We start from the raw sequence: 23,546 nt of genomic DNA on the forward strand, positions 1-23,546 counted from the left end.
TTATCCTTAAAAACTATAGCTTAATCCAGCCCCAACTTGCGTTAGACTCGGATATCCAGGTTGTGCTTTAAATACTTGATCATATATAACAAACGCATTTAGGCTACTTGTTAGCGGATAGCTTAGCCATGCGCTAAATTCATTTTGTCTAAAAGTCTTATCGCCAGTTGATACGGTTTTATACTGTGTTGTTCCATAAAGTGCTGTGATTGAAAGCTTTTCTACCATAGTTGAAACCATGGCGTAGTATGTATGAGCATCTCGTTCATACATAACATCTCCCTCTTCAAAAGGAACGATTTGATCGCCTCCAAGCCCCATATGTCCCCAGCCAATCTCTTTGCCAGAAGTTACATAGGCTAAAGTTAGCTTTGTGTCTTGATACTTTGTATAAGCAGTCGCTTCAAATGCTTTGCCTTTATCATCGCTTTTTTTCTCTTTGCTTTGTGCATAGTGAAGCATACCACCAAATGAAAGCTCATCGTTTATATAGCCATCATACATTAGCTTTGCGCCAACAGCTGAAAATAAATCTTGAGCGTATAAACCATAAATTTTTGCACTCAAACCATTTTCAAATTTGTATTTACCACCAAGGCTAAATAGCCCTTTATCATCATTTAGCTTTTCAAATCCCCACATCTCTTTAAAATACGCACGACCTTTTGCGCGAGTCCAAAGCGCATTAATCTCTAAATTTGATATAGAGTTGTTTGTGATGCGAACTCCATCGTTGATTTTGCCAATCCAGTCAGTAACCATCTGCTGACGACCGATTTTTACACTTGTATCATACGCGTTATACTCAAGATATAAATTTGAAAGTAAATATCTATCATTTTCATAAATTCTCTCTGTCGAATCACCAGTTCCGTGAAGTGTTTTGTAATTCCTATCGCCTTCATAAAAAGGAGCAGCAGCTCTAAAGCCCACTACTGCTTTAAAATTTTTATAAAAATCAGTTTCGTAATTTAACCCAACCGAACCAACAGCCCACGATGTGTTGTTATAATACACGCTTTTTTCACCGCCATTTATGTGACGATTTTCGTAAAATACAGTCACATCGCCACTTGCTTTACCGTTTTTAAACGCCTCTTCTATGCTTTGGCTATCTGCAAAAGCACAGCTTGCTAATAATGTAATTAAGGCTAAACTTCTTTTCATTTTTTATCCCTTACTTATAATTTTTTAAAAAGACAGCTGAGTTTCTAAAATCATCAGTGTATGGTCTATCAACATCGACAAATTTAACGACTTTTCTATACTCATCATAAAATTTTTTTGTTGTTTTTGAAAGCTTTAAATTTGGATCTTTTTGCAAACGTAAATCAATCGCTTGAGCTGCATGCATAAGCTCCATACCAAGGATGTGATAGTAGTTATCGATTTGTTTTTGGAATTTTTGTACTACATATGGTGCGTTTGTTGCGACATCTTCAATCTCGCCAGCAACTGGAGTATAATCAAGCGAAGCTGGGTTTGCTAGGTATTCGTTTTCTCCAGCAAGTGCAACAAATGGTTTTTGCATAGCGCCAAATGCATGAACTGTTTTATCTGTGCCTAAAAATCTAGTTAACTTTGTAAAACTATCGTTTGAAAGCTTGATAGTGCGAAGCGCGCTAGCTTTTGAGTTGTGAGCCAAAACTATAGATGCTTTTTCAAATTCAACAACCCAAAGAAGTGGTTCGAAATTTGATGTTGGCACGACTGCACCATTTTTTGTAAAGAGCTTAGTTTCTTGAAATTTATCTGTTTGCGGAGATGTTTTTAACGAAATTCCAGGATTATCATCAGATGTGTTTAGCTGAATTTTCATCAATTTATCAAGCGAGTCTACATTGCCTTTTAAGGCTGCGAAGAAGTATGAGGCATCTCGGTAGCTAAGTGGATCTTGCAAGGCTCTTTGATCGTTTTCATCCCAAAGATAGCTATCTTTTAAAATCTCTCTTAAATCTTTTGTTATAGCAACAAAATCAGGAAATGCACGAAGATTTGCCGCTTCTTTTGTAAAAGGCGCTACATTGCCATTAAATGCTTCTATGCTTATAGCAAAGACTAGTTTTGAGACGTCTAAAGCATGTCTTAAGTCTTCAAGTGCAAGGCTAGCAAGTGCTGCTGAGTATGCGTTTGAGCTTAGTATACTTAGGCTATCTTTGCCAAAAGGAGATAGCTTTTTAAGCCCAGCTTTTTTTAAAGCCTCGCTCGCTTGCATTTTTTCACCTTTATAATATACATAACCCTCGCCTAACATCGCAAGTCCAACATGCCCTAGTATGGTGATATCAGCCTCACCCATCGAACCAGCACTTGGCATAGCTGGAATGATATCTTGGTTTAAAAACTCTTTATATAAATTTACAACTTCGCTTTGAACGCCAGCTCCTCCATAAAGTAGGTTATTTAGCCTTGTTGCAAGTACCGCTCGAGCAGTTTTAAGTGGCATATCTTCGCCAACACCACCACAGTGAGCGTGAATCAAACCGATGTTAAAATCAGTTGATGCTTTTATAACTTGGGCGTCTAAATTCCCTTTTGCATCGACAAAACTTTTATCTTTATTTAGTCCAACGCCAACTGTTAAACCATAGATTTTTTGTCCATCTTTTGCTGCTTGAAGCAAGACATTATGTGCTTTATCAACTTTGTTTAAAGCACTTTTGCTTATCTCAACCTTAGCGCCATTTGATACAAGAACTATATCTTTTGGTGTTATGCTCTCGCCATTAAGCGTAATGCTTGAAGCATTTAGGCTAAGTGCGAGTAAAGCCGCTAAAGATAGTGATTTGATAATTTTCATTTTATCCTCCTTGATAGAATATGGACGCAATTTTAAATAAAAATAATTTCTAAAAAGTAATTTTTTATAAGTTTTTAAAGTTATTAGTGATTTGGCATTATTTATAGCTAAATTTGGTTTTTATAGTTTATAAGGATTTGTGAATTTTACTTTTGTAGCGAGATACGCACGATTTGGCTGTGTGTTTTTGTGGATGTGATGAAGTGCTTATTTTGAAGTGTCTGCCTAATAAATTTAAATAAATTGCTAGCTTAAATAGCCATGGCGATAAAATTATGTGATTTAGTTTGTTTTATAAACTAAATTTAGTTGCAAAATATAGATGTATTTATGCAAAAAACCATAAATTTGAGCTAAATTTATTCAAATTCAATGTAAAAATAGCGATAAATTTATACTGGTTTTAAGGTAAATTTGTTGAATTTATTTTATGAATTAAGCGTTAAAAGATATTGAATTTAGGCTAAATTTAGACACAAAACAGTATAAATTTATTACAAAAAAGCAAGCAAATTTAGCCAAATGGTTAAATTTGCCGCCCTTTTAACTTATCTCTTTTATAAGAAGTTCTGGCGTAACGACACCTCGAAAGTTGTTTTTTATCACAGAAACTATCAAATTTACGCTATCGCCAATGCACGGCATATAATCATAGTTAAAAAACAGCCCTTCAACCATCGCGCCATCTTTTTCAAATGAAATTTTTATATGAATTTGATCTTTTCCTATATAGCGGACATTCCTAACTAGCGCATTTTGGATACAAAAAACTGGCTTTGGGTTTTTTTGTCCGTACGGCTCAAAAAATTCTAAAATTTCAAGCATTTCCAGGTCAAGCTCACCAACATCAAGCTCGCCAAGAAGCTCATCTGCGTATGCTGGAGTATTTAAATCCTGCAAAAAACAGCTTGCATTTATCGCTTTTTTAAACGCTTCTAAGTTACTAGGCTCGATTGTAAGTCCGGCTGCGCCTTTATGCCCGCCAAAGCTTAGTAGCATATCTTTTTGAGAGGCGATTAGGCGTAGTATGTCAAATTTCCCAACGCTTCTTGCGCTTCCTTTTGCTCTATCTTTATCCACGCTAAATACAATAGCTGGTTTTCTATACTGCTTGCAAAGTCTTGAAGCGACTATGCCGATAACGCCTTCATGCCAATCATCGCCCCAAGTAACGATTATCTCATCATCGCCACTAATCTCGAGCAAAGAGTTTTCATATAAATTTTTCTCTTCTTCTTTTCTTGAAGTGTTAAGCTTAACGATGGTTTCTAGGTAGTAGTTTGCCTCTTTGATATTTTTTGAGCGAAGAAATTTATACGATAGGCTCGCATCGTCCATTCTGCCGGTGCAGTTGATAAGTGGAGCTATAAGAAAGCTGATATCATCAAACTCAAATTTATCTTTCGCGTTAAATTCTTTTATAGCTCTAAAACATGGTCGTTTGGATAAATTTAGCTTTTTTATACCCATACGAACCAAGACTCGGTTCATATCTCTTAGCTCCATCATATCGGCGATTATCGCTATAACAAGCAGATCTAGCGCAAGGGACATATCATACTCGATTTTGCAAACATCTTTTAGCGCGCCAACTAGATACCACGCGACTTCAGCGCCGCAAATTTCGATATTTGGAAATGGACACTCTTTTTGCTTTGGATTTATTATCGCATAGGCATCAGGAAGCACTGGTGGTGGCATATGGTGATCTGTTATAATTAAATCTATCTTTTTTTCTTTGCAAATTTTTGCCGCATCAACAGCGCTTATGCCATTATCTACCGTAACGATTAAATCAACGCCATCAAATTCATCTAAAATGCTAGCGTTTAAGCCATACCCATCGGTAAAGCGGTTTGGAATTTTCACAAAAAAATCCGCCCCCATGAGTTCTAAAAAATCCGCCATTATAACGCTACTAACAACCCCATCTACATCATAATCCCCAACAACAGCGATGCGCTCGTTCTCATTTATCGCAGTTTTTATACGCATTGCTGCTTTGTAGGTATCTTTTAGATGGCAAGGCAAGGGAATTTCAGAAATTTTAGTATGAATGTCTTTACTAAACCTTTTTTCTAATAACTCCCTAACCTCTTTTTTACCTAGCATGTTTTAACGAAGCGTCGATAAAGCCCAAAATAGCTGGATTTGGACTTGTCAAACGCGATGTAAATTCTGGATGAAACTGCACACCTAGAAAAAACGGATGATCTTTTAACTCAACAACTTCGATTAAGCCATTACTTTCGCCACTTACCAAAAGCCCTTGTTTTTCAAGCTCTTCTCTGTATTTAGGGTTTGCTTCGTACCTGTGTCTGTGTCTTTCTTTGATTTTTTTAGCACCATTGTAAACTGTGCTTAAAAGCGAATTTTCTTTTACATTACAATCATACGCTCCAAGTCTCATAGTCCCACCTAGTGGGCTTTGGTAGGTTCTAATCTGTTTTTTACCATTTGTATCGATGAATGTATCGATTAGATAAATGACTGGATCTTTGCAGTTTTCGTTAAATTCGATTGAGTTTGCATCTTTTAAGCCAAGCACATTTCTTGCAAACTCTATAACGCAAAGCTGCATTCCAAGGCAAATTCCAAGATATGGGATTTTGCGTTCTCTTGCAAATTTAATCGCTTGCATTTTTCCATCAACTCCCCTACTTCCAAAACCGCCAGCGACTAAAATTCCATCAACATCTTTTAGCGTATCTTCGACATTTTCGCTATCTATTCGCTCGCTATCGCACCATTTTATATCGACTTTTGTGTCTAAATTTGCCCCTGCGTGAATTAGCCCTTCAGTTAGGCTTTTATAGCTCTCTTTTAAATCAACATATTTGCCAACAAAGGCGATTTTAACCTCTTTTGTAGGGGCGATAACCCTTTTTACAAGTCTATCCCAGTTTGACATATCTACTTTTAACTCACCTAAATTTAGCACTTCGCTAATCGGAGTTAAGATATCTTGTTTTAAAAACAAAAGTGGAATTTGATAGATACTTGCGCTATCATAGCTTTCTATCACGCAGTTTTTCTCCACGCCACAACTTGCTGCGATTTTATCTTTTAGCTCCCTGTTTAGTGGCATTTCAGAACGACAAATTATCATATCTGGAGTTATGCCGATACGGCGAAGCTCGCCAACGCTGTGTTGGGTTGGTTTAGTTTTTAACTCGCCCGCTGCTTTGATATATGGCACAAGAGTTAGATGAACGTTCATAGTATGATGTTTATCTAGTTCAACCCTCATCGCTCTGATTGCTTCTAAAAATGGCAAGCCTTCGATATCTCCGACCGTTCCGCCGATTTCAACGATTAAAACGTCATTGCCCTCGCCCGCTTTTTTAATGCGTTCAACTATCTCATTTACTATATGTGGGATAACTTGGATAGTCTTTCCTAGATAATCCCCTCTTCTTTCTTTCTCGATTACTGAGCTATAAACTCTGCCTGTTGTGAAGTTGTTGTTTTGGCTTAAACTCTCATCTAAAAAGCGCTCATAATGCCCTAAATCAAGATCAGTCTCAGCTCCATCATCAGTTACAAAAACCTCTCCATGCTCTAGCGGACTCATCGTGCCTGGATCTACGTTGATATATGGATCTGCCTTTAAAATGCTTACTTTTAGTCCTGCATTTTTTAAAAGTGTTGCTATACTAGCCGCTGCAATGCCCTTGCCAAGGGAACTAAGCACGCCACCTGTAACAAAGATATACTTCGTTTCTCGTTTTTTAGCCATGGTTTTTCCTTAAATTTTATTAATGGCGTATTATAGCTTTTTAAAAGTTATAATATAATTATGAGAGTGTAAATTTGATAATTTTCTATAAATCTTTAATAGATATAATCAATATTTATAAATTTATGGCTAATTTGGTAATGAAATCTGATTTAAGATTAGTGCTATTGTGCTTAAATTATGAATTTACCTTATTTTTGGTTTTTTAAAAGTATAATAATGTTTTTAAAAATAAAAATGGATTAGTTTAGCATGGTTAATGATTTAAATTTATACGATTGGAAAGAGTTAGATATTGATGTAAATAGCTTGTGGCTCATAAATGAACGTGATAAATCAGGAAAACATGCAAATGTCTATCATGGTAACTTTATACCACAAATTCCATATCAATTAATATCACGATACACAAAAAAAGATGAAATAGTTTTAGATACTTTTCTAGGAAGCGGAACGACGTTATACGAATGTGAAAAGCTTGATAGAAAATTTATAGGATTTGATATAAATCCAAAAATGATAGATTATGTAAATTTACAAATGAATGATAGTGATAAGAATAAATTTGACATTTTTGAGTGCGATGTAAGAAATAAAGATAAATTTAGTAATTTTTAATAAAAGATTTAAGGGAAAAGTATGACAATAAAAGATTTAACATATTCAGAAGCAATAGAAAAAGTTATGTTAAATAATGGATATTTTGCACCACTTAAACTAATTTATCGTGAAATTTGGAATTACAAAAATAGAAGCGGAATTAAAGGCAAAACGCCTGATTATACGATACAAGAAAGAGTTCAAAGAGATACTAAATTTACTAAAATTGGCTTAGGTATTTATGCCTTAACCGAGTTTTTAGATAAACTCCCGCAAGCAAAAGCTCCGATAACGAAGCAAGATAAACAAGAAAACAGACACGCTAATATTCAAGGAATGTTGCTTGAAATAGGAAATCATCAAAAAGATATTTTTGATACTTATACAAACGATAAAAGTTGGATATTTGAAAATAAAACTTTGGGAAGTTTGGCAACTTTGAATAAAATTCCACCTTTTACTTTTGAAAATATTATTAGTGATAGCGTTAGTTTTTTGGACGTTGTATGGTTTAATGAAAGGCGTTTTCCACAAGTGATTTTTGAGGTTGAGCATTCTACAGATTTTCGTGGCGCTTTTGTTAAATTTATGGAATTACAAGATTTCCAAACTCGCTTTTATTGTGTTGCAAATAAAAGTCGTTTAAGTAAATTTAAAAAAGAAATAGACAAAGTGGCATTTTTACCGATAAAAAAGCGTGTAAAATTTCTAACATATGAGCAAGTTGAAAGCGATTATTATAAAGCCATAAAAAGAGATTTTATTAAATATTAGGTCGCAAATATGAAAGATGAATTATTGGAATTTTTTGCCAAATCTCGCAATAACATTAGCGATAAAATTTTTAATTTTGTTAAAAATAGTAAAAAGAAAACTATTTTCCTTGAAGAAACGCCTGATTGTAGAATAATTTGTGATAAAACCATTGCTACACAAATTTATGAAAAGCTATTTCTTAAAGATGATATTTTGTTTGTAGAATATAAGTATGGTAAAGGCTTTAAGCCTTGTGAATATCAAAATTTTACAGAAGAATTAGATAGATTTAGTGTAGATGAAATTTATGAAATAATAATAAGAATAAAAACTCAACCAAAAAACCGATTTTAAATATGCAAATTTTAAATTAAACCTAAAACTTACAAAGCTTATAAAGGAATCGTGGGTAGAAATTTTAAAGATAAAGTAAAACAAGTTATTGCAAACGATATAGAGTATTATAGTTATGTGTTAAATAGAAACTACATCGAAAATAGATTTGCGATAGAAAAAATTGATTTTCTAATGAGTGAATTAAATAAAATAGAGCCAAAAGAGGGTTTTATTTATAAAAATTATTGTTTTGGGAGTGGAAGCAACAGGCGGTATTTTTCAGATGAAAACGGCAAAAAAATAGATGTGATTCGACAACAAATACAGAGTCTAAAAAACAATAATTCTATTAACGATGATACTTATTTCTTTTTATTGTGTAGTTTGCTTGAAAGTGCAGATAAGGTCGCAAATACTGCGTCAGTTTATGGAGCATTTCTAAAGAACTTAAAGCCTACCGCAAGGCTAAATTTGGAGTTAAAACCAGCAAATTTTATTGAAAGCAAAAATCAACATATAGCTTATAACAGGGATAGCAATGAACTAATAAAACAAATTAGTGGCGATATTTTATATTTAGATCCGCCATATAACGCAAGACAATATGGGGCTAATTATCACTTACTAAACACTATTGCTTTGTATGATAAGTTTATTCCAAAAGGCAAAACTGGGCTTAGGGACTATAATAGGTCAAAATACTGTAGTAAAAATTCGATATTAAACGAATTTGATGAATTGATAAAAAATGCAAATTTTAAGTATATTTTTTTAAGTTATAATAACGAGGGTTTGTTATCGTTAAACCAGATAAAAGAAATAATGTCAAAATATGGAAAATACGGAGTAGTTTATAAAGAATATCAACGATTTAAAGCTGATAAAGATAAAAATAGAAACCATAAAGCAGATAAAACGGTGGAATTTTTGCATATACTTGAAAAACAAAATAATTTTTTATATTAAATATTTATAATATTATATAGATGATTAAATTTAACTAAGAAAAGCATATATAAATTCAATATTTTTACATATTCTTAAGTTTTAATGAGTAAAATCAACAAATGAATTTATTTAAAAAAATTTTAAATTTTTATATATGCGGTTTTAAAGACATGAAGCTTGGCAAGACCCTTTGGTTGGTGATTTTAATCAAACTTTGTATTATGTTTTTACTACTAAAACTCTTTATCTTCAACCAAACATTAAACACCAAATTTGACTCAGACAAAGAGCGCAGCGACTTCGTTTATAAAAATTTAACAAAGGATTGATATGGAAAGTTTTGTTAGTGTGGATTACTCTAGAGCACAATTTGCCTTAACTGCACTTTATCACTTTTTGTTTGTTCCTCTTACTTTGGGACTTTCGTTTATGATAGCTTTTATGGAGAGCATTTATGTGGCTACTGGAAACCAGCAGTGGAAAAGGATAACTAAATTTTGGCTTAGACTTTTTGCAGTAAATTTTGCTATCGGCGTGGCAACTGGGATTATAATGGAATTTGAGTTTGGCACAAACTGGGCAAATTATAGCTGGTTTGTTGGTGATATTTTCGGCGCTCCTTTGGCTATAGAGGGGATTTTAGCTTTTTTCTTAGAGGCTACATTTTTTGCGGTGATGTTTTTTGGCTGGGATAGAGTTAGCAAGCGTTTTCACCTGCTTTCAACTTGGCTTGTTGCGATAGGTTCAAATTTAAGCGCACTTTGGATTTTGATAGCAAATGGCTGGATGCAATACCCCGTTGGCACAACTTTTAACCCAAATACAGTGCGAAATGAGATGAGTGATTTCTTTGAAGTGGCACTTTCTCCTGTTGGCATAAGCAAATTTATCCACACAGTTGGTGGCGGATACGTTACTTCAGCACTTTTCGTGCTTGGAATTTCTGCCTTTTTTATGCTTAAAAACAGGCATTTTGATATGGCGAAAAAAAGTTTTATAGTTGCTGCTAGTTTTGGAGTTTTAAGCTCACTTTTTGTTCTGTTTTCAGGCGATGAGAGCGCTTATCAAGTCGCACAAAAACAGCCTATGAAACTAGCTGCAATGGAGGGACTTTATAAAGGCGAAGTAAATGCTGGGATAGTTACGATGGGAATTTTAAACCCAGATAAAAAAATTGGCGATGATAAAGAGCCTTTTTTAATCAAATTTGAAGCTCCTTACGCACTTGGAATCATGGCAACAAGAGGGTTAAACAACTTCACTCCAGGAATTGATGACTTGGTTTATGGAAATGCTAAATTTAGCGTCCCATCAGCTCAAAGCAGAATCGATAGTGGTAAAATCGCCATTAACGCACTAAGCGAGTTTAAAAAAGCAAAAGAGGCAAAAGATGAACTTGCGATGCAAAAAGCAGAGCAAATTTTGCAAGAAAATATGTCAAATTTCGGCTATGGATATTTAGACAAGCCAGAAAGTATCGTGCCGCCAGTCGCACTTACGTTTTATAGTTTTCACATCATGGTTGCACTTGGCTCATACTTTATAGTCTTATTTTTCGTAACACTGTTTTTAAGTATGGCAAACGATATAGAACGCTTTAAAAAAATCCTTTGGCTTTGCGTTTTTAGTTTGCCGCTTGGTTATGTTGCGTGCGAGGCTGGTTGGATAGTGGCTGAAGTAGGGCGCCAACCTTGGGCGATACAAGGCTTAATGCCAGTTGGCATAGCGGCTACAAATTTAGCCAGTGTAAATGTCGCTATATCGTTTACGCTTTTTGCGGTTTTATTTACAGTGCTGTTTATCGCTGAGGTAAAAATCATGCTAAAACAGATAAAGATAGGATTTTAAAATGTATGAAATGCTACAAATTTATTGGTGGATTGTTGTAAGTTTACTTGGTGGGTTGCTTGTTTTTATGATGTTTGTTCAAGGCGGGCAGACTTTGCTAGAGTGCGTTACAAAAAACGAGCTTGAAAAAGATATGATAATTAACTCTGTTGGCAAAAAATGGGAGCTAACTTTTACTACGCTTGTGATGTTTGGCGGGGCGTGCTTTGCGGCATTTCCGCTTTTTTATGCGACAAGTTTTGGCGGGGCGTATTGGGTTTGGCTTGCGATACTTTTTTGTTTTATAATTCAAGCTGTTGCATATGAGTATAGAAAAAAACCAGATAACTTTTTAGGACAAAAAACATATGAAGTGTTTTTGTTTATCAACGGCTCGCTTGGCGTGGTTTTAATCGGTGTCGCGGTTTCAACATTTTTTAGCGGAAGTGAGTTTTTGCTAAATGAGCATAACTTTGTCGAGTGGAAAAGCCCATTTCGTGGGCTTGAAGCGCTTGCAAATCCGCTAAATTACCTACTTGGCATAGCCTTGTTTTTTCAAGCTAGAGTTGGTGGAAATTTATATCTTATAAATAACATCGATGATAGCGAGTTAAGGGCTAAATTTAGAGCAAGTTTAAAGAAAAATGCGATGTTTTTTGTGCCGTTTTTGGTAGCTTTTTTGCTTTGGATAGTGCTAAAAGATGGCTATCATGTAGGAGATGGCGGCGTTGTTGAGATGCTAAAACATAAGTATTTGCTAAATTTACTTCAAATGCCCCTTGTTTTTCTTATGCTTTTATGTGGCGTTGTTTTGGCGCTTTTTGGAATTTATAAAGGCGCTTTCACAGCCAGTATAAAAGGAATTTTTCCTTATGGCGTGGGAGTTGTTTTAGTCGTGATGAGCGTGTTTTTGGTTGTTGGGCTAAACGATACTGCGTTTTATCCATCATTTTATGATCTTCAAAGCTCACTAACTATAAAAAATGCAAGTTCAAGCCTTTATACGCTTAAAGTTATGGCTTTTGTTTCGCTTCTTGTGCCGTTTGTTTTGGCTTATATCATTTATGTTTGGCGATTAATGGATAAAAGAAAACTAAGCGCTGATGAAGTGGAAAATGACGAACATATTTACTAAGGATAAAAGATGATAAAATCACTGTTTTTACTAGCAACTTGGGTGTTTTTGCTATTTTTAAGTTACAAATTTGTTAAGCTTAACATCACGCATATAGAAAATCAAGAAAAGAAAAAATAGCATAAATACAGCACGATAATCTTAAAATAAATAAGAAATTTAAGATTTTTGCTTTGGTTGATGGCTGGCTTTCTTGATGTGTTTTATAAATTTAAGTGCTAAATTTATACTTTTTAGATGTGAGATGATGGGACGCAAAAGAATTTCGCATAGCTTGGCTAAATTTATATTTATAGTTTAGAACAAGAAAGCGTTGGTATTTTTAATACGCAGGTATTTTTTAAAATTGAAGTTTGACTAAATCGTACTTTTATGATTAAAATTTTCTCAAATCCAGATTTTGAGCTTTTGTTTTTGTTAAATTTATTTTAAATTTAAATGCTAAGTATTTTTCTAAAATTTAGCTTTTATTTGCGCTGTTTTTGTAAATGTTGCAAGTTTTAAATTTATTCATCAGAATTTTTTAAAGCTTAATTTGCTTTTAAATTTGATAATCTACGCTTGTAAATTTAATAACCCTCTAAAATGTTTGCATAGTTTTTTAGTCTATTTTTATCTAAAATTTTCCATTGATTTTGTTTGAATTCTAAAATTTTTTCATCTTTTAATTTTTTTAAGTATTTGCTTAGAATTTGAGGTGTTAAATTTAGTATAAAGGCTATGTTTTGCTGCGAAATCGCGTTTAAAAGCTCTTTGTGGTGTAGGATAAAATAGCAAATTTTACCCATAATATCATTGTGCTTTTCTCTGTTTGCAAAGCGAGAGTAGTTCCAAATTTTCTTACACAACGACTTAAGCAAAGCTTGCGAAACCTCACTTTTGCTTAAAAAAAGTTTTTTAAATTTATCATAGTTTATAAAAACTACTTTTGCCTTTGTAAATGTGATGATATTAACGTTATATGGGATTTGCTCGATAGTAAAAGGCTCTGCGATAAGTCCAGGAAAATCAAAAATATGAAAGAAAATATCCTTATAATTATCATCACTATGATAGCATCCAACGTATCCATCTAATAAAAATATAAGATTTTTAGGGCTCTCGCCTTGATAAAAAATAATGCTGTTTGGTGGGTAGGATTTGCTTATGCAAATTGATTTTAGCGCCTCTTTATCTTCATCTTTTAGACTAAAAAATTTGCTTATCGTATCTATACTTTGCAACTTTTATCCTTTATGTTAAAAAAAGAAGCTAAATATTATATCATATTTTTTCCAAAATTTAGTTATATTTTTGTAATTAATTATAAAAAATAAATATTAAAATTGCTACATAAGTTTTATTTTATTTAAATATATCAAAAAAGGAGAATGTTGTGAAAAAAGTTTTATCTTCAGTTGTGGCGGCGATTGCTCTTATAGCAGTTGCGCCTAGTACGGTTATGGCGATAGGTGGTCCAAGTGGCGCTAAGATTGATTATATGTTACAAGGTCAAATCGGCGAAGTTATCATGAATCCTTACGAAATAGCGCCATTAACAGCGATAATTAGAAATGGCGGCTACGTTTTAAAAAATGCTTCGGTTAGAATAGTGCCAAAAGAGGGCGGTCAAGAGATAAAATACAAAGTATCTGATAAACATCTTTTAACTCATGGTGGAATTCCGGTTTTTGGGCTTTATCCAAACTATGTAACTAGCGTTGAAGTTGAGTATGACAGGTTTTTAGCTGATAAAAAAGAGCATTTTAAAGAAACTTATAAAATTTACGCGCCAAATGTCTATGCAGAGCCAACTGGCACACAGCTTCAAACGGCTGGATTTTTCGAAAAAGCAAATATAGTAAAGGTTGATCCTAAATTTAAAGATAGACTTTATCTTGTAAATAACTTGATGGAAAAAACAGGAAAAGGCGCAAAAGTAGTTTGGAACAATCCGACTGGTGGAGCGCTAGAATGGGATTTTAACTCGCATAATTTTATAATTGATACTACTGGTGAGATAAGATGGTTTTTGTTTACCCCGCCAATCCATGATTTAAGAAGCGTAGTAAAATCTGGAAATATGATGGGCTTTAAACAAAACGATGATGGCGCTTTGAGTTGGGGATTTGGTCAAAGATATGTAAAATATGATATTTTAGGTAGGGTTATTTTTAACCGTGAGCTTCCATTTAACTACAACGACTTTTCTCACTCTATGGATGACTCACCAAATGGCAACTACTTTTTAAGAGTTGCAAGCTCAAATTTAAAAAAGCTTGATGGCAAAAACGTTCGAACAGTTAGAGATGTCGTTATAGAAGTTGATAAAGATGGCGTTGTTCAAGATGAGTGGAGGATGTTTGATATACTTGATCCTTATAGAGATGTAAATTTTAAAGTCTTAGATCAAGGCGCGGTTTGTCTAAATATCGATGCTTCACAAGCTGGAAAAACACTAAGTGCCAAAGATCTTGAGGCACTAGATAAAAGTGATAAATTTGGCGATATAGTTGGCTCTGGCGCTGGTAGGAACTGGCTTCATGCAAACAGCGTTGATCACGATGCAGAGGATGATAGCATTATCATATCTTCACGCCATCAAAGCGCTATAATCAAAATCGGCAGAGATAAAAAGGTTAAATGGATTTTAGGTTCGCCAGAGGGTTGGAGTGATAAGTATAAACCATATTTACTAACTCCAGTTGATAGCAAAGGCAACAAGATTGATTGTGGTGAAAGTGGTTCAAAATGTCCTGGTTATGAGAGTGAAGGGGGTGGATTTGACTGGACTTGGACTCAACACACAGCATTTAAAATCGATGAAAAATCAAAAGGAGATATCATATATGTAAGCGCGTTTGATAATGGCGATAGCCGTGGTATGGAGCAACCCGCACTTCCATCTATGAAATATAGTCGTGGTGTAATTTATAAAATAGATCAAAAAAAGATGAGCGTAGAGCAGGTTTGGGAATATGGAAAACAAAGAGGAAATGGCTTTTATAGCCCAGTAACTTCTCTAACAGAGTATCAAGCAGACAAAGACTCTGTATTTATCTACTCTGCAACGGCTGGTGGGGAATTTGACTTTCAAACTGGCGGTATGAAGTCTCAACCAAATCCATTTTTACTTGAATTTAAATATGGAGAAAAAGAGCCAGCAGTTGAAATTCAGCTAATGAATACCGCTGGTTATCAAGCTATGCCTTTTAGCGTGCAAAAAGCGTTTAAGTAGGCTAAATTTGTAAGCCTTTGATGGCTTACAAAACTTTTTAAATTTAAAAAACGCTTTCGTTTTGCTCGTTATTCTAAATTTAGCTATATAAATTTATTAAATTTAAGTTTATTTTAATTTTAATGTTGATTTTGTGTCAAATTTTATAGTTACAATCGTGAAAACTTTAAAAGGAGTTATCATGAAAAGTAACAAAATTTTAAGCTCGGTTTTAACCGCTGCTTTACTACTTAGTGTTGGTGCAACTTCGGCTTTAGCTATAGGCGGGGCAAGTGGTCCAGTAAGTTATAAAGCAGCTGGAAAACTTGGCGCAATAGCTATGAATCCATATAAAGTAGCGCCTCTAACGGCAGTTATTATGAATGGCGGATATAACGTAACTGATGTAAAAGTTACAGTAAAAGGCAAAGAAGGCGGCGGAATCGACATCAAATACGCACCTTCAGATAATGCTGTAAGATTACACGGTGGAATTCCTGTTTGGGGCCTTTATCCAGAGTATCAAAACACAGTTGAAGTAAGCTATAAACGAAATGGCGAAGCGATGAGCGAAACTTATAAAATTTATGGTCCAGCAGTCTATATGCCAGGTCCTGGAAACAACCAAGTCGGCACACTTCCAAAGGCAAATGTTGTTAAAATGGATCCTAAATTTAAAGACAGATTATACTTTGTAAACCATATAATTAGAGCTTCTACTCCTGATTCTGGTCAAGCTGTGTGGAACCATCCAGTAGGTGGTGCTATGGAGTGGGATAACGAGCCATACAACTGGGTAATCGATGCAAATGGCGATATCAGATGGTATATGAAAGCTGATGAGATAAGAGATCCATCAAACATCTATGAAAAGGGAAATATGATGGGCTTTCAACAAACCAAAGATGGCGCGATGCTTTTTGGTATGGGTCAAAGATATATGAAATATGATCTTATGGGTAGAGAGATTTTTGATAGAAGACTGCCGCTTTCTTATATAGACTTTTCTCACCACATTGAGCAAACTCCAAAAGGCACATATCTTATCCGCGTTGCTTCAGCTGATGCAAAAAGACGAGATGGCAAAAACGTAAGAAGCGTGCGCGATGTTATAATCGAAGTTGATGAAAGTGGAAAAGTAGTAGATGAGTGGAAAATTTATGATATTTTAGATCCTTATAGAGATAACAACGTTTTAGCTATGGATCAAGGTGCGGTTTGTCTAAATGTCGATGCAAGCTTAGCTGGTCAAACAACAAACAAAGAGAGCCTTGAAGATCCAAATGCAGCATTTGGCGATGTCGCTGGAGTAGGACTTGGTAGAAACTGGGCGCATATAAATAGCGTAAACTACGATCCCGCCGATGATAGTATAGTTTTATCGGTGCGTCATCAAGGAGCAGCTGTTAAGATAGGAAGAGATCATAAAATCAAATGGATACTTGGCTCGCATGAGGGCTGGGGAGAGAAATTTAAGCCATATTTGCTTCAGCCAGTTGATAGCAAAGGTAACAAAATCGTTTGTGAGTCTGAAGGCTCAAAATGCCCTGGCTACTTAAGCGACAAAGGTGGCTTTGACTGGACGTGGACTCAACATACAGCTTATGTAGTCCCACAAAAATCAAAACCAGGAAAAACAGCACTAACTGTTTTTGACAACGGAGATAGCCGTGGTATGGAGCAACCCGCACTTCCAACTATGAAATATAGCCGCGCGGTTGAGTATATCATCGATGAGAAAAAGATGACAGTTGAACAAGTTTGGGAGTATGGCAAGGATAGAGGATTTGACTGGTATAGCCCAATAACTTCGGTAGTTGAGTATCAGCCAGCTCGCGATACGATGTTTATCTACTCAGCCACTGCTGGACTTGGAAAATTCCTAATAGGCGAGGGCGATACTGAGCCGATTTTAAATGAGATAGAAGATGGTACTCAAAATGTAAAAGTTGAGATTCGCTTCACTGGAATGGGTGGAAGTATAGGATACCGCGCGCTTCCAATCGATATAAATCAAGCTTTTAAATAATTAAAGCTAAGAGTATTTAAGCTAGTTAATTAAGCTTAGAAAAATTTAGATTGTGCTTAAATGATTTAAGCACAATTTATAAATTTAAATCACAAGTATTTTAAGCTAGCATATAGCTTAACTAAATAAAATCACCCCCTTTTTTAATAATGCAAAGTCGCTAAATGTGGCTTTGCACTCCTTTTAACTAAGTTTAAAAACTTGCTTACTAAATTTAAATGCAATAAATTTTACTTGCATTTTATGATTTTAGTTGAGTGCGAAGTGATAAAATTTGATAAATTCAAAGTCATAAAAAGATATCTAAACATAGTTTTTAAAATCACGCTGGCAAGCTAGATGGCGTTGTTTTTGGTGGCGGAGAATGCACTCTTGCAAGTGTGGTGCTTTAAATCCTTTATGAAACCTGGTGCGAAGAAGAAAATTTGAATCAAATTTATTTTTTAGGATTTTAATTAGTTTTTTGGTATAAATTTAGTGTATATTCTTCTATATTTTAAATTCGCATTTAGCGTTCATGCCTTTGTAAAGCTAAAATCAAGAGATAAATAAATTATTTTTAGTCTGTCTAGCAAGTAAATTTAAAAAATTCCCACGTTACGACACTTTTTAAAGCAATTTCGACTAAAGTTTATAAAGTTCAAAACCGTTTTAAGCTCAAGTTAAAACTGGCGCACAACTCGCGTGAGTTAAATATCTACTTCCACTCCGGTTGAAGCGTGACATGTCCTATCTTAAACTCATGTTCTAAAATTTCAGAAATCTCATCAACTATCTCTTTAAAATTTGCTAAATTTGAACGCTCGATTAAAATGTGAGCTGTTAAAACATACATATTTCGCGTGATTTCTGTGATGTGTATATCGTGGATATCAAGCACCAAACCGCTTTTTAAAATCTTGCTTTTAACCAAATTTAAATCCACTGGCGAAGCCTCTAAAAGCACATCTAAACTATCTTTTAAAAGTCCCCACGCCCATTTTGCTATAACAACTGCTATCATAAGCGCAAGCAAAGCATCAATAAGATAAAAGTTTGTAAAGTGTATGATAATGCCGCCGATGATGATAGCAACTGAACTAAGCAAATCGCTCATCATATGTGCAAAGCTTGATTTGATATTTACATTTTCCATGTCGCCTTTTTGAAGCAAATACCCAGTTATAGCATTTACCACAAGTCCGATAATAGCGACTACCATCATCGTTTTTATATCGATTGCCTCTGGCACAAAAATTCTCTTAATCGCTTCATAAACTATCCAAATAACGCTAACTCCAAGAGTTAAAGCATTGATAAATGCCGCTATAACCTCGCTTCTATAGTATCCAAAAGTCTTGCTGTCATTTAGCTCTTTTTGTGCTATAAAAATGGCAAAAAGGCTAATAGCCAAAGAAAACGAGTGTGTTAGCATATGAACGCCATCGCTTAAAAGCGCTAAAGAGCCACTTACATAGCCATATATTATCTCAGCAACCATCGCTATAGCCGTTATTATAAGGCTGATTTTTAAAACTTTTTTATCTGTGTGGCGAAAGTCATGCTCATGATGATGTTCGTGTTCGTGGTGATGTTCGTGCTCATGATTAAAATCTCTTAACGGTTCGTGAATACAGCCAGATGAGTGATTACAGGTCATAATTTTCCTTTGTTGTAATTATGTAATTATATCGATTTAAGATGAAATATCTCTTAATTTAAAATCTTAAGAAAAATACTAAATAATTATTTTAATATATTTTTTATATTATATAAAACAATATAAATTTATAACGAGAAAATCACTATTTTAAGGAGATAGATTAAATTTTATTTTTTATTTAAATAGTTATAAATTTATTACTTTATGAAAACTATTATCAAAAAAAATTAGATAATTTAAGTTTTTAAGCGACATTAAAACTTACTTTTGTATAATGACTAATCATATATATTTTAAAATCACTAAGGCATTTTCATGAAAGAAACTTTAAAAAGAGATGGCAAAAAAGAGCCATTTTACACTTATAAAATCGAAGACGCAATCAAAAAAGCATTTAAAAGCGAAAGTGTAGAGTATGATAACAAGGTCTTTTATAGCGTTATCGATGAGATTGCTTTTAAGGATATTATAAGTGTTGAAGAGGTTCAAGATGCGATTGAAAAAGCACTTTTTAGCCACAATTACTTTGAAATTTTAAAAAGTTTTATGCTCTATCGCCACACTCATAAAATGCAACGCGAGCAGATTTTAGGGCTTAGTGATGATACGACTTATATAAACTCAACGCAGACGATAAACGAATACATCAGCAAGTCTGATTGGCGAATTTTGGCTAACTCAAATACGAGTTATTCAAACGCAGGGCTGATTAACAACACAGCGGGCAAAGTAGTCGCAAACTACTGGCTTGATAGCGTTTATAGCAAAGAAGAGGGCGTGGCTCATAGAAATGGGGATTATCATATTCATGATTTGGATTGTTTGAGTGGGTATTGTGCTGGTTGGAGCTTAAGAGCTTTGCTAAATGAGGGTTTTAATGGCGTTCGTGGCAGAGTCGAGAGCAAAGCGCCAAGCCATTTTAGAGAAGCGCTTTATCAAATGGCAAATTTCTTAGGCATACTTCAAAGCGAGTGGGCGGGCGCACAGGCGTTTTCTAGTTTTGATACCTATCTTGCACCATATGTTTTTAAAGATAATTTAAGTGATAAAGAGATAAAAAAGGCGATTACTAGCTTTATTTTTAATCTCAATGTTCCCGCGCGCTGGGGTCAAAGCCCATTTACAAATGTTACGATTGATCTAACTTGCCCGAGTGATTTAAAAAACCAAATTCCTACAAAAGAGGATTTGCACCTTTTTAAGGATTTAAATGATGTAAATTTAGTTAAAAAGGCAAACGAGCGAGGGCGAAAAAAGCTAACCGATATGACATATGGGGATTTTCAAAGCGAAATGGATAGGATAAATATCGCATTTTACGAGGTTTTGACATCTGGCGATAAGTGCGGGCAGCCATTTACCTTTCCTATCCCAACAGTAAATTTAACTGAAGATTTTAACTGGGATAGTCCAGTGGCAAATGTATTGTTTGAAAATACTGCTAAAATGGGCTCAAGTTACTTTCAAAACTTCATCGGCTCACAGTACACAACCGATAAATTTGGTAAGAAAATTCCAAACGAAAAAGCCTATAAACCAGGAGCAGTTCGCTCGATGTGTTGTAGACTTCAGCTTGACTTAAGAGAGCTTTTAAAGCGTGGCGGTGGGCTTTTTGGAAGTGCGGAGATGACAGGAAGTATCGGCGTTGTAACGCTAAATTTAGCAAGGTTAGGATATCTTTATAAAAACGACAAAACAAGCCTTTATAAAAGACTTGATGAGCTTTTAAATTTGGCTAAAAGTACGCTTGAGAAAAAACGTAAATTTATACAAGAGATGTATGAGCGTGGACTTTATCCATATACGGCGCGCTATTTAAAGCACTTTAATAACCATTTTAGCACGATTGGCATAAATGGCGCAAACGAAATGATACGAAATTTCACAAACGATAAAGAAAACATCACGACTGAATTTGGGCGTAAATTTGCATTAGAATTAATAGAGTATTTAAGAGAGAAAATTCGCTCATTTCAAGAAGAAACTGGCAACCTTTACAACCTAGAGGCAACTCCGGCTGAGGGCACGACTTATCGTTTTGCTAAAGAGGATATTAAAAGATATCCAAACATTATCCAAGCAGGAAGCGAGCAAAACATCTACTACACAAACTCGACCCAACTTCCAGCAAATTTTGGCGATGATCCATTTGAAGCACTTGATATGCAAGATGAACTTCAGTCAAGCTATACAGGCGGCACCGTTTTTCACCTTTATATGAAAGAGCGAATTAGCTCAGGACAAGCGTGTAAAAATTTAGTAAAAAACATAGTAAGTAGCTATAAATTGCCTTATATAACTATCACGCCGATTTTTAGCGTATGTAGCAAACACGGATACATCGCAGGCGAGCATGAATACTGCCCATTATGCGATGAAGAGATTTTAAAAGAACAAGGAGCATAAGATGAACAAAGAGCATAAGATGAACAAAGAAGAAATTTTAAAAGCCAACGCAGACAAACGAACAAAATGCGTTGTTTACACACGTGTGATGGGCTATCACAGACCAGTTGAGAGCTTTAATCTTGGTAAAAAAGGCGAGCATAAAGAGCGAGTCGCATTTTGCGAAGGGAGCGCAAAAATAAAAATAGCTTGATGAAACCGATATATTCGATAACGCCATTTACAACTCTTGATTTTAAGGATAAACTTGCGTGTATAGCGTGGTTTGGAGGGTGTAATATGAGATGTTTATACTGCTATAACACAAACATCGTAAACTCAGAGGGAAATATCAGCAAAGATGAGTTTAAAGAGTTTTTAAAATCACGCGTTGGCAAGCTAGATGGCGTTGTTTTTAGTGGCGGAGAATGCACGCTAAGCAAGGAATTTCTTGAGCTTGCTAAGATGGTAAAAGAGCTTGGGTTTTTACTTAAAGTTGATACAAATGGCTCAAATTTAAACGTTTTAAAAGATGCGATAGGGCTAAATTTGGTTGATTTTATAGCGCTTGATTTTAAGGCGTTAAAAGAAAACTATCTTTTTATAACAAACTCAAATTTATACGATAAATTTATCAAAACATTAAAATATCTTATAAAAATAGATTTTAAATTTGAAGTTAGAACAACTGTTCATGCTGATATTTTAGATGAAAATGATGTAAAAAAGATGGCAAATTTATTACAAAATTTAGGTTACAAAGGAACTTATTGTATACAAAATTTCTTATCAACTGGCGATAATTTTGGCTGTTTGCAAAAGCCTATCAAGGATTTTGACTACAACAAGATAAATGCGGATATAAAGATAGAATTACGAAATTTCTAAGTTACTTTTAGTTATAATCCAACGAAACTTTTAAGGAAATTAATAATGCAAAGAAAGAAAATTTATAACCCAAATTCAAACGAAACTTTAACCGATCGTAAGGTTTTTGGTGGAAATCCGCACGGAATACTAAATTTTACAAAAGCAAAGTATGTTTGGGCGCTTAAACTTTGGGATATCATGGAGGCAAACACATGGTTTCCAAAAGAAGTCGATACGACCGATGATGTTAGAGACTATAACTTCAACTTAACAAGCGCTGAAAAACGTATGTATGACTTGGTCTGGAGTCAGCTAATTAGCATGGATAGCTTTCAGACAAACAACCTAGCAGATAACATAAATCCTTACATAACAGCGCCTGAAATCAATGCGATTTTAAGCCGCCAAGCCTATGAAGAGGCAAATCACAGCAAAAGTTATGCGGTGATGGTTGAAGCGATTTGCGATAATACCGATATGATTTATGAGATGGAAAAACACGATGAGATGCTAAAAAGAAAAAACGACTACATCTCAAGCGTTTATGAAGAGCTTGCTGGAGAGGTTACAGAAGATAAACTGCTTTTAGCGATGGTAGCAAACCAAATTTTAGAAGGAATTTACTTTTATAGCGGATTTACGGCGATTTACGCGCTTGCAAGAGCTGGGAAAATGCTTGGTTCGGCGCAGATGATACGTTTTATCCAACGAGATGAGATAACACATCTTTTGCTTTTTCAAAACATGATAAACTCAGTTAGAAAAGAGCGCCCAGAGCTGTTTAATGAAACAAATGTGGCTAAAATTTATGAGATGTTTCAAAAGGCTGGAGATTTGGAAATCGAGTGGGGAAAATACATCACGCAAAACCAAATCATGGGCTTTACAGATGATATCATAGAAGAATATATCCACTATCTAGTCGATCAACGCTTAAGTGCGATTGGGCTAAATAAAAAATATAACGCAAAACACCCGATAAAATGGGTTGATGACTTTTCTAAATTTAACGATCAAAAAAGCAACTTTTTTGAAAGCAAAGTTACAAACTATAGCAAGGGAAGCTTGAGTTTTGATGATTTTTAAGATATTTTGATTGAGATTACTTCGTGATGATAGTGGTCGCAAATAGCGTTACTATCGTTAGCGAAGTGTTTTGAATTTGGTTAAAATAAGCGTGAATCTTAAAAAAAGCTGAATTTTTGGCTGAAGTGAAAACTCATATGACATTTGTCGGTAAAATTTAGTATAAAAAGTAAGGTTTAGCGATTTTTAATATATTT

At 34.6% G+C, this 23,546-nt stretch carries 18 protein-coding genes and 1 pseudogene; 13 read left to right on the forward strand and 6 right to left on the reverse strand.

The genetic code is table 11. The features are described from left to right. Nucleotides 1-6: 6 nt before the first annotated feature. The 4 genes from CGEO_RS00360 to pyrG all read right to left on the reverse strand — a co-directional run bounded on the left by CGEO_RS00360 (nucleotide 7) and on the right by pyrG (nucleotide 6,539). Entirely contained in the window at nucleotides 7-1,167 is a 1,161-nt protein-coding gene (locus CGEO_RS00360; RefSeq protein WP_075539942.1) for an Opr family porin, read from the reverse strand. 10 nt (nucleotides 1,168-1,177) lie between these two features. Further along, entirely contained in the window at nucleotides 1,178-2,800 is a 1,623-nt protein-coding gene (locus CGEO_RS00365; protein WP_075494284.1) for an HAL/PAL/TAL family ammonia-lyase, read from the reverse strand. 543 nt (nucleotides 2,801-3,343) lie between these two features. Next, on the reverse strand, nucleotides 3,344-4,912 hold the full coding sequence (recJ, locus tag CGEO_RS00370) for a single-stranded-DNA-specific exonuclease RecJ (protein ID WP_075531266.1): 1,569 nt from the start codon (nucleotides 4,910-4,912) through the stop codon (nucleotides 3,344-3,346). Next, nucleotides 4,902-6,539, reverse strand: coding sequence for a CTP synthase (pyrG, locus tag CGEO_RS00375; protein ID WP_075494282.1), 1,638 nt, complete (start codon nucleotides 6,537-6,539; stop codon nucleotides 4,902-4,904). Before pyrG ends, recJ begins: the two co-directional genes overlap by 11 nt. A 252-nt stretch (nucleotides 6,540-6,791) precedes the next feature. On the opposite strand from pyrG, the gene CGEO_RS00380 reads away from it, so the two are divergent. The 7 genes and pseudogenes from CGEO_RS00380 to cydB all read left to right on the forward strand — a co-directional run bounded on the left by CGEO_RS00380 (nucleotide 6,792) and on the right by cydB (nucleotide 12,141). Further along, nucleotides 6,792-7,157 carry a DNA methyltransferase gene (locus CGEO_RS00380; RefSeq protein ID WP_075539941.1) on the forward strand — a complete coding sequence of 122 codons (366 nt, stop codon included), beginning with the start codon at nucleotides 6,792-6,794 and terminating at the stop codon, nucleotides 7,155-7,157. Nucleotides 7,158-7,178: 21 nt separating this feature from the next. Next, on the forward strand, nucleotides 7,179-7,913 hold the full coding sequence (locus tag CGEO_RS00385; protein ID WP_075539940.1) for a type II restriction enzyme NmeDI-related protein: 735 nt from the start codon (nucleotides 7,179-7,181) through the stop codon (nucleotides 7,911-7,913). A 9-nt stretch (nucleotides 7,914-7,922) separates the two neighbouring features. Then, nucleotides 7,923-8,249, forward strand: coding sequence for a hypothetical protein (locus CGEO_RS00390; protein WP_075494279.1), 327 nt, complete (start codon nucleotides 7,923-7,925; stop codon nucleotides 8,247-8,249). Nucleotides 8,250-8,294: 45 nt separating this feature from the next. Continuing rightward, nucleotides 8,295-9,197, forward strand: a pseudogene (locus tag CGEO_RS00395) (DNA adenine methylase); the annotation flags it as partial. 101 nt (nucleotides 9,198-9,298) lie between these two features. Next, the gene (locus CGEO_RS00400; RefSeq protein ID WP_075531270.1) at nucleotides 9,299-9,508 is read left to right on the forward strand and encodes a DUF4492 domain-containing protein; all 210 of its coding nucleotides are present in this window, start codon (nucleotides 9,299-9,301) and stop codon (nucleotides 9,506-9,508) included. A 1-nt stretch (nucleotide 9,509) separates the two neighbouring features. Further along, the gene (locus CGEO_RS00405) at nucleotides 9,510-11,027 is read left to right on the forward strand and encodes a cytochrome ubiquinol oxidase subunit I (protein WP_075494277.1); all 1,518 of its coding nucleotides are present in this window, start codon (nucleotides 9,510-9,512) and stop codon (nucleotides 11,025-11,027) included. Between the two features lies 1 nt (nucleotide 11,028). Beyond that, complete coding sequence (cydB, locus tag CGEO_RS00410; protein ID WP_075494276.1) at nucleotides 11,029-12,141, forward strand: cytochrome d ubiquinol oxidase subunit II; 1,113 nt, start codon at nucleotides 11,029-11,031, stop codon at nucleotides 12,139-12,141. Between the two features lie 569 nt (nucleotides 12,142-12,710). Here the strand turns inward: cydB and CGEO_RS00415 are convergent. Then, nucleotides 12,711-13,364, reverse strand: a complete 654-nt coding sequence (locus CGEO_RS00415) for a Crp/Fnr family transcriptional regulator (RefSeq protein WP_075531272.1) — start codon at nucleotides 13,362-13,364, stop codon at nucleotides 12,711-12,713. A gap of 152 nt (nucleotides 13,365-13,516) precedes the next feature. Here CGEO_RS00415 and CGEO_RS00420 point away from each other — a divergent pair, with 152 nt between their 5' ends. Next, nucleotides 13,517-15,358: an aryl-sulfate sulfotransferase gene (locus tag CGEO_RS00420; protein ID WP_075539938.1), complete on the forward strand. Its 1,842-nt coding sequence runs from the start codon at nucleotides 13,517-13,519 to the stop codon at nucleotides 15,356-15,358. 181 nt (nucleotides 15,359-15,539) lie between these two features. Continuing rightward, nucleotides 15,540-17,366 carry an aryl-sulfate sulfotransferase gene (locus CGEO_RS00425; protein WP_075539937.1) on the forward strand — a complete coding sequence of 609 codons (1,827 nt, stop codon included), beginning with the start codon at nucleotides 15,540-15,542 and terminating at the stop codon, nucleotides 17,364-17,366. A gap of 697 nt (nucleotides 17,367-18,063) precedes the next feature. Here the strand turns inward: CGEO_RS00425 and CGEO_RS00430 are convergent. Then, nucleotides 18,064-19,005, reverse strand: coding sequence for a cation diffusion facilitator family transporter (locus tag CGEO_RS00430; protein WP_075494272.1), 942 nt, complete (start codon nucleotides 19,003-19,005; stop codon nucleotides 18,064-18,066). 318 nt (nucleotides 19,006-19,323) lie between these two features. On the opposite strand from CGEO_RS00430, the gene CGEO_RS00435 reads away from it, so the two are divergent. The 4 genes from CGEO_RS00435 to CGEO_RS00450 are packed head-to-tail and all read left to right on the forward strand — an operon-like array spanning nucleotide 19,324 to nucleotide 23,349. Continuing rightward, nucleotides 19,324-21,414 carry a ribonucleoside triphosphate reductase gene (locus CGEO_RS00435; RefSeq protein WP_075539936.1) on the forward strand — a complete coding sequence of 697 codons (2,091 nt, stop codon included), beginning with the start codon at nucleotides 19,324-19,326 and terminating at the stop codon, nucleotides 21,412-21,414. A gap of 19 nt (nucleotides 21,415-21,433) precedes the next feature. After that, a complete protein-coding gene (nrdD, locus tag CGEO_RS00440; RefSeq protein WP_133147190.1) occupies nucleotides 21,434-21,607 on the forward strand; it encodes an anaerobic ribonucleoside-triphosphate reductase in 174 nt (57 codons plus the stop codon). Next, nucleotides 21,607-22,281: an anaerobic ribonucleoside-triphosphate reductase activating protein gene (locus tag CGEO_RS00445; protein WP_075494270.1), complete on the forward strand. Its 675-nt coding sequence runs from the start codon at nucleotides 21,607-21,609 to the stop codon at nucleotides 22,279-22,281. The genes nrdD and CGEO_RS00445 overlap by 1 nt, the downstream gene beginning before the upstream one ends. A gap of 45 nt (nucleotides 22,282-22,326) precedes the next feature. Next, nucleotides 22,327-23,349, forward strand: a complete 1,023-nt coding sequence (locus CGEO_RS00450) for a ribonucleotide-diphosphate reductase subunit beta (protein ID WP_075494269.1) — start codon at nucleotides 22,327-22,329, stop codon at nucleotides 23,347-23,349. Nucleotides 23,350-23,546 lie beyond the last annotated feature (197 nt).

This window comes from Campylobacter geochelonis, assembly GCF_013201685.1.
GTDB lineage: Bacteria > Campylobacterota > Campylobacteria > Campylobacterales > Campylobacteraceae > Campylobacter_B > Campylobacter_B geochelonis.

Coding starts and splice junctions, on each gene's coding strand:
- nrdD (WP_133147190.1), top strand. CDS start 21,434: ATGAACAAAGAAGAAATTTTAAAAGCCAACGCAGACAAACGAACAAAA.
- CGEO_RS00445 (WP_075494270.1), top strand. CDS start 21,607: ATGAAACCGATATATTCGATAACGCCATTTACAACTCTTGATTTTAAG.
- CGEO_RS00390 (WP_075494279.1), top strand. CDS start 7,923: ATGAAAGATGAATTATTGGAATTTTTTGCCAAATCTCGCAATAACATT.
- CGEO_RS00430 (WP_075494272.1), bottom strand. CDS start 19,005: ATGACCTGTAATCACTCATCTGGCTGTATTCACGAACCGTTAAGAGAT.
- CGEO_RS00405 (WP_075494277.1), top strand. CDS start 9,510: ATGGAAAGTTTTGTTAGTGTGGATTACTCTAGAGCACAATTTGCCTTA.
- CGEO_RS00435 (WP_075539936.1), top strand. CDS start 19,324: ATGAAAGAAACTTTAAAAAGAGATGGCAAAAAAGAGCCATTTTACACT.
- CGEO_RS00400 (WP_075531270.1), top strand. CDS start 9,299: ATGAATTTATTTAAAAAAATTTTAAATTTTTATATATGCGGTTTTAAA.
- CGEO_RS00360 (WP_075539942.1), bottom strand. CDS start 1,167: ATGAAAAGAAGTTTAGCCTTAATTACATTATTAGCAAGCTGTGCTTTT.
- CGEO_RS00450 (WP_075494269.1), top strand. CDS start 22,327: ATGCAAAGAAAGAAAATTTATAACCCAAATTCAAACGAAACTTTAACC.
- CGEO_RS00425 (WP_075539937.1), top strand. CDS start 15,540: ATGAAAAGTAACAAAATTTTAAGCTCGGTTTTAACCGCTGCTTTACTA.
- pyrG (WP_075494282.1), bottom strand. CDS start 6,539: ATGGCTAAAAAACGAGAAACGAAGTATATCTTTGTTACAGGTGGCGTG.
- cydB (WP_075494276.1), top strand. CDS start 11,029: ATGTATGAAATGCTACAAATTTATTGGTGGATTGTTGTAAGTTTACTT.
- CGEO_RS00380 (WP_075539941.1), top strand. CDS start 6,792: ATGGTTAATGATTTAAATTTATACGATTGGAAAGAGTTAGATATTGAT.
- CGEO_RS00365 (WP_075494284.1), bottom strand. CDS start 2,800: ATGAAAATTATCAAATCACTATCTTTAGCGGCTTTACTCGCACTTAGC.
- CGEO_RS00385 (WP_075539940.1), top strand. CDS start 7,179: ATGACAATAAAAGATTTAACATATTCAGAAGCAATAGAAAAAGTTATG.
- recJ (WP_075531266.1), bottom strand. CDS start 4,912: ATGCTAGGTAAAAAAGAGGTTAGGGAGTTATTAGAAAAAAGGTTTAGT.